The organism is Streptomyces sp. NPDC006516 (genome assembly GCF_040611875.1).
GTDB lineage: Bacteria > Actinomycetota > Actinomycetes > Streptomycetales > Streptomycetaceae > Streptomyces.
The window spans coordinates 73,728-89,163 of the sequence record NZ_JBEXPD010000003.1 but is presented as its reverse complement, the minus strand read 5'-3'; the positions used below and the strand labels follow the sequence as shown (position 1 = coordinate 89,163).

Here is a 15,436-nt window from a genome sequence, read left to right as displayed (position 1 = left end):
CTCCGCGGGCCGGTCACCGAAAGGGCATCACCCATGTCTGCTGATCTCAACGGCTCCCGGGCGCTCGTCACGGGGGCGGGCCACGGCATCGGCCGCGCCATCGCCGTCGCCCTGGCCGAGGCCGGTGCCGATGTCGCCGTCCACTACCACTCCTCGGCGGACGAGGCGGCGAAGACCGTCTCGGCGATCGAGGCCCTCGGCCGCAGGGCCAAGGCCTTCCGGGCCGACGCGACCCTGTCCGGCGAGGTGGACCTCCTGGTCGAGGAGGCCACCGGCTTCCTCGGCGGGCTGGACGTCCTCGTCTGCAACGCGGGCCACCTCATCGGCCGCGAGAAGATCGAGGACATGTCCGACGACCACTTCGAGCGGGTCGTCTCCACCAATCTCACCTCCACCTTCAGGACCGTGCGTGCCGCGCTGCCGCATCTGAAGGAGTCCGCGGCCGGGCGCGTCATCACCATGTCCTCGCTGGCCGCTCACAACGGCGGCGGTCCCGGCTCGGTGGCGTACGCGGCCGCCAAGGCCGGTGTCCGGGGCTTCACCAAGGGCCTCGCCAAGGAGCTCGCGGGAACCGGGATCACGGTCAACGCCGTCGCACCCGGCTTCATCAAGGGCACCGCCTTCCACGACACGTTCACGGCCGCCCCGGCCCAGGAGGCCATGGAGGCCGGTATCCCGGTCGGCCGGGCCGGAACGCCCGAGGACGTCGCCCACGCGGTCGTCCATCTGGCCTCGCCCGCCTCGGGCTTCCTCACGGCCACCACGGTGGACATCGACGGTGGCGTATGGCCGCGCTGAGGCGGATCCCCGGGGAGCGGGGCGGCTGGTGGCACGCGTACGTGTGCCCGGCGCACGGTGTGGAGCTCGACCACGGTGATCTGCTCGCCGGGGTGTTCCCCGAGGGCGGGGCGCGGTGCCCGCACGGCTGCCGGGTGGACACGGCCGCGGTGCGGGGTGCCTGGGTGGTCCTGTCGCACCAGGCGTGGGCACGGCACCTGCGGGTGCTGGCCCACCGGGGCGAGCGCGCGGAGGCGGTGGCGCGGCTCGTCGAGTACGCCGGTGTGTACGCGTCCCTCGCCACGGACCGGCACGGCGAGGCGCAGGGCTGGATGCTGCGCGGCCGGCTCTTCCACCAGGCGCTGACGGATGCGATCTGGGCGGTGAACATCAGCCACTGCGTGATCACGCTGGCCGAGCAGGGCACGGATGACCTGGCCGCCGTCCTGCCCCTGCTGGACGAACTGGAGCGGGCGGCTCTGGAGGCCCGCGGTGTCCTGACCGGCCGGGGCGACCTGGCCTCGAACTACACGGCATGGCTGAACGCGGCGGGCGCCGCCGCGAGCCGCGCGGCCTCGGCAGCCCGGGGCCTGGAGTGGGACGGCGCGAAGCAGTGGCTGGAGGGCGAGCACGGGCTGTACGCGCATCTGCGGGTGGCGGTCGCCGAGGACGGCTGGGAGTGGGAGGGCAGCACCTACTACCACGGCTTCGTGCTGCGAGCGGCTCTGCTGGCGCTGCGCTCCACGGATCCGGCGTCGGTCCCGGCCGACGTGGCCGGGGTGCTGGCAGGAATGACGGACGTGCTGGCGGCGATCGCGACACCGGGCGGACTGCTGCCGGCACTGCACGACGGCCCGTACCTGCGCCGTCCTCTTGCTCTGGAGTGGCTCGAACTCATAGCCCTGGCACAGCAGTTGATGCCGTCCCGACGCCTGGAAGCGGTGGCGGCGCGGGCCCGGGCAGAGCTGGGCCCGTACGACGACGGGCTGGATCGTGAGCTGCACGGCTGGTTCGCGGGGCCACCGCTGCCCCGGCGCCCCGAACCGGGCCCGGTCAGCGTGTTCCCGGCGGCCGGTTACGGGGTGGTACGCGCGGCGGGCATCCACGCCCTGCTGGATTTCGGCCCGCACGGCGGTTCGCACGGGCACCGCGACAAGCTGTCGCTGTACCTGTACGGGGACACGACGCCGTGGCAGCCGGACTTCGGTCAGGTGCCCTACGCCCACGCCGAGTTCCGTGAGCTGTACGCGTCGTCCGACGCACACCCGGCGTTCCGGGCCGACGGCGCGGAGCAGGCGGAGTGCGCGGGTGAGCTCCTGGCCTCGGACGACCGCTCGGTGACCGCCGAGGTCACCACCGCGTACGAGGGCGTCCGCGCGGTGCGCAGGGTGGTGGCGGGTGACTGCTGTCTGGTGGATCTGCTGACGGTGACGGGCCAGCAGGCCCGCCGCTTCACGGCCCAGTTGCGCCCGGGGACCGCTCTGGACATCCAGCAGCAGGCAGCCGGCCCGGTGCGCACCACGTGGTACGGCGACGAGACCCTGCACGGCTGGCACACGCACACCCCGGGGGCCGAGGTGCGTCCGTTCTCGCGGCCGGGCCCCGGACCGGCGGACGATCCGCAGCGCACCCGCACCTGGGTCGACGTCACGGCCCGGGCCGAGCGGATCACGTTCGCCTCGGTGTACCAGGCGGCGTCCGCGGGCCCCGCGGTGACCGGAGTGAGTTTCGACGGCGAGGAGCTGACGGTGGAACTGGCGGACGGCTCGGCCGCGCGCTTCGGAACGGGGAGCTGACCCGTGCTCCTCTCCGCCACCCCGCCGCCCGGTCCGCGCCCCGCGCGGGAACTACGGCTGCGCGAGGAGGCCGCCCGTCACCGCGGCCTCACCCCGCCCCGCACGCATCCGCTCGCCAGCATCACCTGGCTCGGCCCCGCGGCCTCCAACCCCGCGCTGGCGTACCGCGTCACGGGCGACCGCGCGCATCTGGACGAGAGCCGGCGCTGGATCGAGGCGGCGGTCCGGCTGCCGCACTGGGGCCGGGCGCACATGCCCGACCACGATCTGGACGCGGGCTGGCTGCTGCACCACCTCTCGCTCGCCTACCGGTGGATCGGCGACGAGCTTCCGGAGGGGACGCAGGCGCTGCTGCGGTACAAGCTGCTGCTGCAGGGACGCCGGATGTACGAGTTCGCGGTGGCGAGCGAGGGCAGCTGGTGGTCCTCGTCGTACTGGCAGAACCACAACTGGATCTGCTACGCGGGGCTGGCGACGGCCGGTTACGTGCTCGGCAAGGAGGAGTGGACCGAACGCGCCAAGGACAACCTCGGCACCGTCCTGGATCTGATGCCGCAGGACGGTTCGCACGCCGAGGGCGTCGTGTACTGGCGCTACGGAGTGCCGTTCCTCGCGATCCATCTGGATCTCCTCCAGGAGGCCGAGGGCATCGACTGGTGGGGGCGGGGCGGATTCCTCTCCTCGACGTTCCGCTACCGGCTCCACCAGACGGCGCCCGGCTTCGCGTTCAACGTCGACCACGGGGACTGCCACGACCGGCGCAGCGGCCACAGCGCCGGCTTGTACTACCGCCTCGCGGCGCAGTACGGCCTGGCCGAGGCCCAGTGGATGGGTGATCTCGCCTCGGGCGAACTGCTGTGGCAGGAGGCCGCCGAGAGCGGGGTACGTCCGGGAATTCTGCCGGAGGCGTATCTGGAGTATCTCTGGTACGACCCGTCCGTTACCGCGGCCCGGCCGACCGAGACCCACGCCTACTTCCCCGACCTCGGGCTGCTCACGGCCCGTACCGGCTGGGACGACGACGCCACGCTGGTGTCGTTCAAGGCGAGTCCGGGCGGCGGTCACACGGCCTGGGAGACCTCGGCGAAACACCGGGCGGAGCTGGGCTGGGAGACCCTGAACCAGGGCCATCACCATCCCGACTCCGGCTCGTTCGTGATGGTCTCGCAGGGGGCGTTCCTCGCCGTGGACGAGGGTTACAGCAACCGCAAGCGGGCCGCGCACCACAATCTGCTGCTGGTGGACGGCCAGGGATACGCGGACGAGGACCGCTACCACGTCTACCGGGACATCCCGCACGAGCGGCAGGCCCGGCAGCGTGACGTGCTGGTGGACGGCGAGGGCGGCTGGGCGCACGCCACGGCCGAGATCGCCGCGATGTACGACCCCTCCCTCGGTGTCCGGCGCCTCGACCGGACGTTGGTGTCCACGCCGTCCGGGCGGCTCGTCCTCCTCGACCTCGCCGAGGCGGAGGAGGAGCGCGAATGGACCTTCCTGCTCCAGACCGACCGGCCGACGGAGCCACAGCCCGACGGCGCCAGGCTGATCAGGTCGGGGAGCGCCACCGCGCTGGTGCGGCGGTTCGCACCCGCCGGGGCCTCGGTCGGCAGCGGGGTCACCGAGGTCGAGGCCAACCCGACGTCCAGCACTCCGGAGCTGCGTCTGACCCGCACGCTGCACACGCTCCGCGCGACGACGGAGCGGACTCGTGACGGTCTGTTCCTCACGGCCCTCACGCCGGGTGCGACGGACGGCGGCGAGCAGGTGACCTGCGCGGAGGGGCACGGGGTCACCTTCGCCGGCACCGGGGAGACCGTGCTCCTCTCCCCCGGCGCCCGCCGCATCCGCACGGGCGCCGTCGTCGCGGACGCCGCGGCGGTCCTGCTCAACGGCGGAGCCCCGTACGTCGTGGGGTGCACGCGGCTGGAGCTGGACGGGCGCGTGCTCCTCGACGCGACGGAACCGTACACAGGAAAGGTCGGCTGATCATGCAGGCAATCCTCCCGTCCGGCGGGACCGCGCTGCTGCGCCGCATGGAGTTCGTCGCCTATCCGGCCGCCGCGGGGGCCGCGTGCACCGTGCTGTCCCTGGGTGCCGTGACCTGGCTGCCCGCTCTCGCGGCGATGGGGCACGCCCTGCAGCTCTGGCGGACCGAGGGCGACAGCCGCGTGTTCGCCAACTCCTTCGCGGCGTTCCCCCGTTACTGGCGAGCCCTGTGGCGGCACGGGCTGCTCTCCACGGTGGCCGCGGTCGTCCTCGTGGCGAACACCGTGTATCTGATGGGCCGTTCCGAACCCTGGGCCTTCGTCGTGCTCGCCGCCCAGGTGGGCATCGGGGCCGCGTTCGTCATTCATCACGTCGCTCTGGCCGCCGAGGCGGGGCGGGCTCGCGAGGGCTCGGTGCGGAGCTGGTCGGCCGGCGCCCTGGCCCTCGGCTTCGGCTCCGCCGCCAGGGGTACCGCGCTGCTCGGCGCCGTGGTCTCCGCCGTTCTGCTCTCACTCGTCGTACCGCTGGGCCCGCTGCTCCTGGGCCCCAGTGTTCCCGTACTGCTCGCCCTGTCCTTCGCCGATCCCAGGAGGCACATCTCATGAGCCGTTCACTTCGCATCGCACTCGTCGCCGCGCTCGCCGCCGGTACCCCGCTCTTCCTCTCCCCGACCTCCTCGGCCGCCGGGGCGGCGACCGCCTACTACGTCTCACCGACCGGTGACGACGCTGCCTCCGGCACCTCGGCGGGTGCACCGCTCGCGACGATCCAGAAGGCCCTGGATCTGGCTCCGACGGGCTCGGTGGTGAACCTCGCGGCCGGCACGTACCGCCAGGACGTGGTCACCACCCGCGCCGGGGTCACGATCACCGGTCCCTCGAACGCGGTGGTGAAGGGCGCGGGGGACAGCCGCATCATCCAGGTGCGGCACGACTCGACAACTCTCGACGGCTTCACCGTCGACGGGCTGCACGGTTCGGCCGGCGACGTGGCCGGCTACCGCCTCAAGCTCGTCTACGTCATGAGCACGACTCCCGGGAACGGGGTCGGCGCCCTGCGCGTCACCGGGATGACGCTGAAGAACGCGGCGGACGAGTGCCTGCGGCTGCGCTATCTGGTCACCGGCGCCGAGGTGAGCGGCAACACGATCACGGACTGCGGGGTCGCCGACTTCAAGTTCGGCGGGGGTGGCAAGAACGGCGAGGGCATCTATCTCGGTACGGCACCCGAGCAGCAGGGCGCGAACGGCGCTCCGGACGCGGCGGCCGACGTCAGCAGGGACAACCGCATCCATCACAACACCATCGTCACCCGGGGCAACGAGTGCGTGGACGTGAAGGAGAACTCCACGAACAACTATGTCGAGTACAACGACTGCAGCGGCCAGAAGGACTCCAGTTCGGGCGGGCTGGACGCACGCGGCAGCGGCAACATCTTCCGTTACAACACGGTGCACGACAACGTGGGCGCGGGAATCCGCCTCGGCGGTGACACCGCGACCGACGGCATCGACACGAGCGTGTACGGCAACACGATCACGGGCAACGCGGGCGGTGGGATCAAGTTCATGCGCACGCCGCAGGGACCGGTGTGCACCAACACGATGAGCGGCAACACCGGCGGCGACGCGGTCGGTACGTACGCGAGCGAGTACGACCCGGCCGGGGCGTGCCCGCAGTGACCGCCCGGGGGCCCGCGAGACGCGGGGTTCTGACGGCCGCCGCGGCGGGAGTCGCCGTCGCGGCGGCCTCCCCCGCCGCACGGGCGGCGCAGCCCGGTGGATCCGGCGCGCCGGAGCGTGCGGGCTCATGGGTCACGTCCTGGGCCACGGCGCAGACCGCACCGACCGCGACGGACACCGTGGCAGCCACCGGGCTGACCGACGGGGTGGTCTCGGCCACCGTGCGGCTCTCGGCCGGGGGCAATGTGCGCCTGCGCTACGGGAACGCCTTCGGCGCGGTCCCGGTCCTGATCGGCCCGGTGACCGCCGGCGGGCGGGCCGTGACCTTCGGCGGGAGGCGGCAGGCATGGCTGGCCGCCGGCGCCTCGCTGACCAGCGACCCGGTGGGCGGGCTGCGCGCCCCTGAGGGGTCGGCGCTGACGGTGGAGACCCGGTTGCCGGGCCCCACCGGGCCGTTGTCCTTCCACCGCAACACCCACGCCTCGCACAGCGTCGACGGGGTCCGCACCGCCTCCGTGTTCCTCCTGACCGGGGTCGAGGTGACGGGAGCGTACGGACCGGCGGTCGCCGTGCTGGGGGACTCCGTCACGGAGGGCGTCGGCACACCGGACGACGCGGATCTCCGCTGGCCGGACCAGCTCGCACGGCGTCTTCCCGGCTCGGCGATCGCCAATCTCGGTGTCAGCGGCAACAGACTGCTGCTGGACGACGCCCGCTTCGGGCCCGGGGGCCAGGCCAGGTTCGACCGCGACGTGCTCTCGCTGCCGGGACTGCGCACCGTACTGGTCCAGCTGGGCGTCAACGACCTCCAGCAGCCGCCGTCCCAGACGGATCCCGCGCTGGTCCTGGACGGATACCGCCAGCTGGTGCTGCGCGCCCGGAGTGCGGGACTGCGGATCGTCGGCGCGACCGTCACCCCGTTCGAGGGCTGGACGCGCTGGACGCCGGAGCTCGACGAGGTGCGGCAGCGGATCAACCGGGCGATCCGCACGGGCCGGCTGTTCGACGCGGTCGCCGATTTCGACACCGCCCTGCACGATCCCGCCCGCCCGTCGCGGCTGCTGCCCGCGTTCGACAGCGGTGACGGTCTGCACCCCAACCCCTCCGGTCACGCCGCGCTCGCCGCGGCCGTCGACCGCCGAACCCTGTTGTGAGGACCCGACCCATGAACCCAGGTACGGGCGCGACGCGCCGCACAGTCCTGGCCGGAGCGGCCGCGCTCGGCGCAGCCGTCACCCTGCCCCTCAGCTTCGCACCCGGGACCGCGAACGCCGCGGCGGGGGAAGCGGGCACGCTGCGGGCCCGCTGGCACACGCTGCTGACCGGTGGCCCCGGCCTCGACCCGGGCGACGCCCGGGTAGCGGCGGCCGTGGCCAGGACAGGCCGGGCCGCGACCACGGCGGCCAGGGGCCTCGACCCCTCCCGTACGGACGGCCTGTTCGCCGATCTGACCAGCACGGCGCTCTCCAACCACGTCACCACCTCGCTCAAGCGCCTCGCGACGATCGCGACCGCGTGGGCGATCCCCGGCACGCCCCAGCACGGTGACGCGGCCCTGCGCGACCTGCTGCTGGCCGGTGTCGACTGGATGCTGACGAACCGTTACGGTCCTGGGCACACCCGCTTCGACAACGACTGGGACTGGGAGATCGGCTCGGCGCTCGCCCTGAACGACACGGCGGTGCTGCTGTACGACGTACTCGGGACCGAGCGGCTGGACCGGGTCACCACGGCCGTACGGCACTACACGCCCGATCCGAACCTGTGGCGCGCCGACCGGCAGATCGCGACCGGCGCCAATCGCGTGTGGGTGTCCACGGTGGTCGCCGTCAACGCGGTGCTGCGTGACGACGGGGACTCCCTGGCCCGGGTGCGTGACGCTCTTTCGGACGTCGAGGGTTCGGGGGCCAACAGCGTCCTGGCCTTCAACGACCGTACCGACGGCACGGCGGGCACGGGCGAGGGCTTCTACTCCGACGGTTCGTTCCTCCAGCACTGGAAGCATCCTTACAACGGCGGCTACGGCAAGGAACTGCTCAACAGCCTCTCCCGGCTGCTGAACCTGCTCGCGGGGACGGACTGGGCGGTGACCGACCCCGACCTCGACAACATCCGCGGATGGGTCCTCGACGGCTTCGACCCCCTGCTGGCGCGGGGTGATGTGATGGCCTCGGTGTGCGGACGCGAGATCGCGCGTCCCAGCAAGCAGGGCCACGCCTCCGCGCAGACGGTCGTCGAGGCGGTGCTACGGCTCATCCCCGGCTTCACGGGCGAGACGGCCGACGCCTTCACCGCGCTGGTCAAGCAGTGGATCGCGGAGGACACCTACCGGGACTTCCTCGCCGTCACCGACCCGGCCTCCCTCGTCGCGGCGCTGCGCGTCATCGACTCGCCCATCCCCGCGCGCGGGCCGCTGGTCGCCCACAAGCAGCACCCCCGGATGGACAAGGCGGCACACCACAGGCCGTCGTTCGCCCTGGGCATCTCGGCCTACTCGAGCCGGATCTACAACTACGAGTCGATCCAGAACGAGAATCTGCACGGCTGGCACCTCTCCGACGGCATGGTTCTGCTGTACACCGACGACCTCGGGCACTACAGCGAGGACTACTGGCCCACCGTCGACCCCGCCCGGCTGCCGGGGACCACGGTCGTCGCCGGACGGCCGGCGGACGCCGCGGGCCAGCGCACGACGAGCACCGCCGACTGGGCGGGCGGCACCGCCCTGCCGGGCACGACGCTCGGCGCGTACGGCATGGAGCTGCGGGCCTACGGGAGCACGCTGCGTGGCCTCAAGAGCTGGTTCTGCCTGGACGACGTGATCGCCTGCACCGGATCCGGCATCACCGCCGGCGACGGCACGGTGGAGACGGTGGTCGAGAACCGCAAGCTGCGTGATCCGGCCGCCGCACTCCTCGTCAACGGTACTCCCGCGCCGGCCGGCACGGACTGGTCGGCGGGGCTCGCCAAGGTGCGCTGGCTGCACCTCGACGGGACCGGCGGCTACATCTTCCCGGAGCCGGCCACCCTGCGCGGTCTGCGTGAGGAGCGTACGGCGACCTGGCGGGAGATCAACCTCAAGTACGGCACGGACACCCCCGTCACCCGCCCGTACCTGACGCTGTGGCAGGACCACGGGCCCGCCCCGACGGGCGCCGGTTACTTCTGGCTCCAGGCCCCGGCGGCGTCCGCCGCCCGTACCCGGCAGTGGTCGGCGGCACCCCCGGTGGACCTGGTGGCCCGCTCGACCGCGGTGCACGCCGTGCGCCGGTCGGCAGACGGGCTGCTCGCCGCGAACTTCTGGACCGCAGGCACGGTGCGGGAGCTGACCTGTGACGGTCCCGCCTCGGTGCTGGTGCGCCCCCGGGACGGGAAGCTCACGGTCGCCCTGTCCGATCCGACGCAGCTGCGTTCCACGGTGGTGCTGGACCTGGCCAGGCCGGGTCTCACGGTCGAGGCCGCGGACCCGGGTATCCGCACGACCGCCACGGGGCGGGGCCTGCGTATCACCGCCGACACGGCGGGACTGCACGGCGCGACCCTCACCCTCACCCTGAAGAGGAGCTAGACCCTTGCTGTTCGACATGCCCCTGGAGCGGCTGCGGGAGTACCGGCCGGTGCCGGAGGAGCCCGCCGACTTCGACGCCTTCTGGGACAAGACCCTCGGGGAGGCGGCCCGCCACGGTCCGGGCGCTTCGTTCGTCCCGTACGACGCCGGATTCGCGACCGTGGACGTCTTCGACGTGACGTTCAACGGCTGGGGCGGCCAGCCGGTGAAGGCCTGGCTGCTGCTCCCGCGTGTCCGCTCGGGGCCGCTGCCGGCGGTGGTGCAGTACATCGGCTACAACGGCGGCCGGGGCGTCCCGTACTCGTGGCTGACCTGGAGCGCGCTCGGCTACGCCCATCTGGTCATGGACAACCGCGGCCAGGGCGGCGGCGGGAAGAACACCGCGGACACCCTGGACATCGGTCCGGACGGCCACGGTTCCTCCTCCCCCGGCTTCGTCACCCGGGGCATCGAGGACCCCGCCCGGCACTACTACCGGCGTCTCATCACCGACGCCGTGCGCGCGGTCGACGCGGTGAAGGCCCACGAGGGCGTGGATCCCTCCAAGGTCGCGGTCCTCGGCGGCAGCCAGGGAGGCGGCCTCGCCCTCGCGGTCGCCGGGCTGCGCGACGACGTGGCCGCGGCCGTCGCCGATGTGCCGTTCCTCTGCCATTTCCGGCGCGCCTCGCAGATCACGGACTCGGGGCCGTACGCGGAGATCGCCCGCTGGCTGTCCGGGCACCGCTTCAGGGTCGAGGAGGCGATGCAGACCCTGTCGTACTTCGACGGTGTCAACTTCGCGGCACGGGCCACGGCCCCGGCGTGGCTCTCGGTCGGTCTGATGGACCGGATCTGCCCGTCGTCGACGGTGTTCGCGGCGTACCACGCCTACGCGGGCCCCGCCGAGCTGGAGGTGTTCCCGTACAACGGCCACGAAGGCGGCGCGGAGTACGACCTGCCGCGCAAGCTCGGGGCACTGCGCGGGGTGTTCGGTCAGTAGGACGTGACGGTCACCGGCCCAGCGCCGCCATGGCGGCGTTGTGGCCGGGCACCCCGCTGACCCCGCCGCCGCGCACCGCGCCCGCTCCGCAGAGCAGCACGTTGGCATGGGCGGTCTCCACTCCCCAGCGGCCGGTCCCGCCGGTGGCGTGGGGGAAGGAGAGGTCCTGGTGGAAGATGTGCCCGCCGGGGAGCCGCAGTTCGCGTTCCAGGTCCAGGGGTGTCTTCGCCTCGATGCATGGCCTGCCGTCGGCGTCGAGGGCCAGACAGCCGGTGATCGGCTCTTCGAGATGGGTGTCGAGTTCGGCGAGGGTGGCGTCCAGCAGCGTGGTGCGCGTGGCCTCGTTGTCCGCCGCGAAGAGCCGGGCCGGCGTGTGCAGCCCGAACAGGGTGAGCGTCTGGTAGCCCCGTGCGGCGAGGCCGGGGGCGAGGATGGACGGGTCCGACAGGGAGTGGCAGTAGATCTCGGAGGGCGGCGCGCCGGGCAGGCGGCCCGCCGCCGCGTCGCGGTAGGCCGCGGCCAGTTGTCCGTAGCCCTCCGCGATGTGGAAGGTGCCGGCGAACGCCCGGCGCGGGTCGACGGAGCGGTCACGCAGTCTCGGCAGCCGCGTCAGGAGCATGTTCACCTTCAGCTGGGCGCCCTCCGCCGGAGCGGGCGGCTCCTCGCCGAGGAGCGAGGCCAGCGCCATGGGCGAGGCGTTGACCAGGACCCGGCGCGCGCCGACGGTGTGTTCCCCGCCGGGTGACCGGACGGTCACCTCGGCACGGGTGCCGTCGGTCTCGATCCGGGTGGCCTCGTGCAGCACGCGGATCTCCGCGCCCGCCGAGCGCGCCGCGCCGGCCAGCGCGTCGGTGAGCGCGCCCATGCCGCCGACCGGGACGTCCCAGTCGCCCGTGCCGTTCCCGATCACGTGGTAGAGGAAGCAGCGGTTCTGGATCAGGGAGGGGTCGTGGGCGTCGGCGAAGGTGCCGATCAGCGCGTCGGTGAGTACGACCCCGCGGACGAGGTCGTCCGCGAAGGTCTTCTCGACCGTGACACCGATGGGCTCCTCGAACAGCGCGCGCCAGGTGTCCGGGTCGTCGACGCGCGCCCGCAGGGCCGCGCGGGAGGGCAGGGGTTCGGTGAGGGTCGGGAAGACCCGCTCGGCGACCCTCCGGGTCGTCCCGTAGAAGCGCTGCCAGGCGTCGTACTCCCGGTCGTTCCCGGTGAGCGCGGCGAAGGAGTCACGGGTTCCGTCGCCGCCGACGAGCAGTCCGGTGTGCCGGCCGCCCCGTACGGCCGGGGTGTACGAGGACACGGTGCGCTTGCGTACGGCGAAGTCGAGGCCGAGCTCACGGACGATCTTCTGCGGGAGGAGCGACACGAGGTAGGAGTAGCGGGAGAGCCGCGCGTCGATCCCGTCGAAGGGGCGGGTCGACACGGCCGCTCCCCCGGTACCCGGAAGGCGTTCCAGTACGAGGACGGACTGCCCGGCGCGGGCGAGGTAGGCGGCGGCGACCAGGCCGTTGTGGCCGCCGCCGATGATCACCGCGTCGTAGTGGGAGCGGGCGGGCGTACCGGGTGGGGCCGTCTCGTCTGCGGGCATGCCCCTTCGTAGCACGGGACGATCTCCCGGCACAGGGGGCGCGGTCCGTGGCGCAGGCTCCGAAAAGCGGTGGGTCCGTGAGGGCCGCTGTGGCAGGGTGCTCGCTGACCTCGCCCCTCCACCCGGCCCAGGAGTTCTCCGTGGACACACCAGCCCGTCTGCAACCGTTGCTCGAGCAGTTCGACTGGGCGTGCGAGCGGCTCACCAGACGGATGGCCGGTCCGACCGTGGACAGCGGAAACGGCACGGACGTGGACGTCCCGCCGCTCACCGACGAGGAGTATCTGTGGGAGCCGCTGCCGGAGTGCTGGTCGGTGCGCCGCAAGGCCGAGGGCCCCGGCCCTGGCGCGAGTGCCCTGACGGGCGCGGGCGAGTGGGGGCGCGACACGGCGTCGCACCCTCATCCTTCGCCGCCGCCGTTCACGACCCTCGCGTGGCGTCTGAGCCATCTCAGCGAGCTGCTGGCCCTGCGTGCGGACCACTCGGCGGGACGTCACGCGCTGACCCGTGAGGACTACCGGGTGGCGGGGGACGCGGCCGGGGCGGTCGCGGACTTCGGCGCATCGGCGGCGGCGTGGCGTTCGGCTCTGCTCGGCGCCGACGACACCGCGCTCGACACGGTCGGGTACTGCACGTACCCGTACGGCGGCGACCCCGAGGAGCGCTTCCTCGACGTCGTCTGGTGGGTCAACCAGGAGCTGCTGCACCACGGGGCGGAGATCGCGCTGCTGCGGGACCTCCACCGCGTGCGGGGAAGCCTCGCCTGACGGTCAGTGCGGGGGAATGCCGCGCTGCCGGCGCAGGTCGGCGACCCTGCGGTAGAGGTCGACGGCCTCCGTGCCGCGGCCGAGCTGTTCCAGGCAGTGGGCCTCGTCGTTACGGCTGGCCAGAGTGTCCGGGTGATCGGCGCCGAGGACCCGTTCGCGGGCGTCGGCGACCGTACGGTAGCCGCTGAGGGCGTCGGCCCATCGGCCGAGCCAGCCGAGTCCGACGGCCACCTCCCGGCGGCTGACGAGGGTGTCGGGGTGATCGGGCCCCAGCGCGCGCTCCCGGATCGCGCACACCTCGCGCGACTCCGCGAGGGCCTCCTCCCAGCGCGCCATCCGCCCGAGGTTGACCGCGAGGCCGTGCCGGGCGCGGAGTGTCTCCGGGTCGTCGGGGCCGGCGACCCGGGTACGGTCGTCGGCCAGTGCGCGGTAGAGGTCGAGGGCCTCGGCGCTGCGGCCCAGCCGGCCGAGGCTGATACCCACCTCGTAGCGCGCGGACAGCGTGTCGGGGTGCAGGGCGCCGAGCGTGACGGCCCGGGCCTGCGCCACCTCGCGGTAGGTCTGCAGGGCCTCGGTCCAGCGGTCCAGCCGGCCGAGGGTGTATGCCACCTCGTAGAGCGTGACCAGGGTGTCGGGGTGTGTGGCGCCGAGCAGCCTGCCACGGGCGTCCGCCACCTCACGGGCCATGCGGTACGAGTCCTCCAGGCGGCCCAGCCGGCTGAGGTTGAAGGCCAGGTTGTGCCGGCAGCGCAGGGTGTCGGGGTGGTCCGGCCCCATGGAGCGCTCCCGTGAGGCGAGCACCGCGGCGTAGACCTGGTGGGCCTCGAAGTGCCGGCCTAGCTGTCCGAGTACGTAGGCCGTCTCCTGGCGGGCCGCGAGGGTCTCCGGGTGATCGGGGCCCAGGGCGCGTTCGCGGCCGTCGGCGACCCGGCCGAACTCACGCAGGGCGTCCGCGGCCTGTCCGGTGCGGCTGAGGGTGAAGGCCACCTCGTAGCGGCTGGCGAGGGTGTCGGGGTGATCGGGGCCCAGCGCGTGCGAGCGTTCGCCTGCGACCGCGCGGTGGACCTCGGCCGCTTCCTCCCAGTGCCCGAGGCGGCCCAGGTTGAGCCCGGCGCTGTGCCTGCTGGCCAGGGTGGCCAGGAGTTCCGGGGACGGGGTGGGGCGGCCCGCTCCCGCGGGCGGGAACGCTCCGCCGGATGAGTGGGGGCCCATCGCTCCCGTGGTCCACGCTCCGGTGAGTGCGAGCGCCTGGTCGATGGCGGCCGTCCCGGCGTAGGCGGCACTGCGCGCCTTGTGACCGGTGGTCATGTCGCGGGTCCAGGAGGGCAGTCGGGGCGGCTGCCCTCCGGGCCGCCGGGCAGGGTGCTCGAACGGCACCGGCGGGGCGAGCCGGACGCGCCCGGCCTGCGGCTGCTCACCGGTGCGCCCCAGCGCGATGCGCGCCCTCAGGTCCCCCGCGTCGGAGGGCCGCTCCCCCGGGGTCTTGGCCAGCAGGTCCAGGACGACGCGGTCGAAGAAGCGCGGCAGTTCGGCGCGGTGGGTGCGCGGAGGCTCGGGCACCGTGTCGCGGTGCCCGACCAGGACGGCCCAGGCGTCGTCCATGTCGAACGGCGGGACGCCCGTGGCGATCTCGTACAGCACACAGCCCAGCGAGTAGAGGTCGCTGCGGTGGTCGACCTCTCCGCCGCTGATCTGTTCCGGCGACATGTAGTGCGGGGTGCCCATGGCGATGCCGGTGCCGGTCAGACGCGAGGTGAACCCGATGTCGGCGCCGAGCCGGGCGATGCCGAAGTCGCAGATCTTCACCGTCCCGTCGGCGAGCCGCATGATGTTGGCGGGCTTGAGGTCGCGGTGCACTATGCCCTGCTGGTGGGTGTAGCCGAGGGCGTCGGCGACCTGCTCGGCGATGTCGACGACGTCCGGCACCGGCAGCGGGTGCTGCTTGTTGTCCTCGAGGAGCTGGCTGAGGTTGCGTCCTTCCAGGAGCTCCATGACGAGGTACAGGACACCGTCCGCCTCCCCGAAGTCGTGGACGACGGTGACGCCTCGGTGCTGGAGGGCGGCGGCCACGCGCGCCTCCCGGCGGAACCGCTCGCGCAGGATGCGGGTGAAGTCGCGGTCGTGCTGCGGTCCCACCGGTTTCAGGCACTTGACGGCGACCTGCCGGCCCAGCGCTTCGTCCCGGGCACGCCACACCTCGCCCATGCCTCCGCGCCCGATGAGATCGAGCAGCTGGTACCGGCTCTGGATCAGCCTGGTGTCCGCCATCGCCTGTTGCCGCCCCCGTCTGCTCCGCG

General features: G+C 73.0%; 11 protein-coding genes. 9 read left to right on the top strand and 2 right to left on the bottom strand.

What is annotated here, in order from left to right; all coding sequences use genetic code 11:
* Positions 1–33: 33 nt before the first annotated feature.
* The 8 genes from ABZY45_RS12355 to ABZY45_RS12320 are packed head-to-tail and all read left to right on the top strand — an operon-like array spanning position 34 to position 10,787.
* Positions 34–798 (top strand): SDR family NAD(P)-dependent oxidoreductase, encoded by a 765-nt coding sequence (locus ABZY45_RS12355; RefSeq protein ID WP_356738957.1) that lies wholly within the window; start codon positions 34–36, stop codon positions 796–798.
* Positions 786–2,573, top strand: coding sequence for a heparinase II/III family protein (locus ABZY45_RS12350; protein WP_356738955.1), 1,788 nt, complete (start codon positions 786–788; stop codon positions 2,571–2,573). Before ABZY45_RS12355 ends, ABZY45_RS12350 begins: the two co-directional genes overlap by 13 nt.
* Positions 2,574–2,576: 3 nt before the next feature.
* Positions 2,577–4,559 carry a hypothetical protein gene (locus ABZY45_RS12345; protein WP_356738952.1) on the top strand — a complete coding sequence of 661 codons (1,983 nt, stop codon included), beginning with the start codon at positions 2,577–2,579 and terminating at the stop codon, positions 4,557–4,559.
* Between the two features lie 2 nt (positions 4,560–4,561).
* On the top strand, positions 4,562–5,164 hold the full coding sequence (locus ABZY45_RS12340) for a hypothetical protein (RefSeq protein WP_356738950.1): 603 nt from the start codon (positions 4,562–4,564) through the stop codon (positions 5,162–5,164).
* Positions 5,161–6,240: a right-handed parallel beta-helix repeat-containing protein gene (locus ABZY45_RS12335; protein WP_356738948.1), complete on the top strand. Its 1,080-nt coding sequence runs from the start codon at positions 5,161–5,163 to the stop codon at positions 6,238–6,240. The genes ABZY45_RS12340 and ABZY45_RS12335 overlap by 4 nt, the downstream gene beginning before the upstream one ends.
* A complete protein-coding gene (locus ABZY45_RS12330; RefSeq protein WP_356738946.1) occupies positions 6,228–7,394 on the top strand; it encodes an SGNH/GDSL hydrolase family protein in 1,167 nt (388 codons plus the stop codon). Before ABZY45_RS12335 ends, ABZY45_RS12330 begins: the two co-directional genes overlap by 13 nt.
* 11 nt (positions 7,395–7,405) lie before the next feature.
* Entirely contained in the window at positions 7,406–9,808 is a 2,403-nt protein-coding gene (locus ABZY45_RS12325; RefSeq protein WP_356738944.1) for a polysaccharide lyase 8 family protein, read from the top strand.
* Between the two features lie 4 nt (positions 9,809–9,812).
* Positions 9,813–10,787: an alpha/beta fold hydrolase gene (locus tag ABZY45_RS12320; protein ID WP_356738943.1), complete on the top strand. Its 975-nt coding sequence runs from the start codon at positions 9,813–9,815 to the stop codon at positions 10,785–10,787.
* A gap of 10 nt (positions 10,788–10,797) precedes the next feature.
* On the opposite strand, the gene ABZY45_RS12315 is transcribed toward ABZY45_RS12320, so the two are convergent.
* A complete protein-coding gene (locus ABZY45_RS12315) occupies positions 10,798–12,372 on the bottom strand; it encodes an NAD(P)/FAD-dependent oxidoreductase (RefSeq protein ID WP_356738941.1) in 1,575 nt (524 codons plus the stop codon).
* 140 nt (positions 12,373–12,512) lie between these two features.
* Between ABZY45_RS12315 and ABZY45_RS12310 the strand changes: the two genes are divergently transcribed.
* Positions 12,513–13,139: a DinB family protein gene (locus ABZY45_RS12310; RefSeq protein WP_356738939.1), complete on the top strand. Its 627-nt coding sequence runs from the start codon at positions 12,513–12,515 to the stop codon at positions 13,137–13,139.
* A 3-nt stretch (positions 13,140–13,142) separates the two neighbouring features.
* On the opposite strand, the gene ABZY45_RS12305 is transcribed toward ABZY45_RS12310, so the two are convergent.
* A complete protein-coding gene (locus ABZY45_RS12305; RefSeq protein ID WP_356739677.1) occupies positions 13,143–15,407 on the bottom strand; it encodes a tetratricopeptide repeat protein in 2,265 nt (754 codons plus the stop codon).
* Positions 15,408–15,436: the final 29 nt, after the last annotated feature.

Excerpts from the sequence above, each read along its gene's own strand:
- ABZY45_RS12355 (WP_356738957.1), top strand. The coding sequence starts at position 34 with ATGTCTGCTGATCTCAACGGCTCCCGGGCGCTCGTCACGGGGGCGGGC.
- ABZY45_RS12350 (WP_356738955.1), top strand. The coding sequence starts at position 786 with ATGGCCGCGCTGAGGCGGATCCCCGGGGAGCGGGGCGGCTGGTGGCAC.
- ABZY45_RS12340 (WP_356738950.1), top strand. The coding sequence starts at position 4,562 with ATGCAGGCAATCCTCCCGTCCGGCGGGACCGCGCTGCTGCGCCGCATG.
- ABZY45_RS12335 (WP_356738948.1), top strand. The coding sequence starts at position 5,161 with ATGAGCCGTTCACTTCGCATCGCACTCGTCGCCGCGCTCGCCGCCGGT.
- ABZY45_RS12325 (WP_356738944.1), top strand. The coding sequence starts at position 7,406 with ATGAACCCAGGTACGGGCGCGACGCGCCGCACAGTCCTGGCCGGAGCG.
- ABZY45_RS12315 (WP_356738941.1), bottom strand. The coding sequence starts at position 12,372 with ATGCCCGCAGACGAGACGGCCCCACCCGGTACGCCCGCCCGCTCCCAC.
- ABZY45_RS12305 (WP_356739677.1), bottom strand. The coding sequence starts at position 15,407 with ATGGCGGACACCAGGCTGATCCAGAGCCGGTACCAGCTGCTCGATCTC.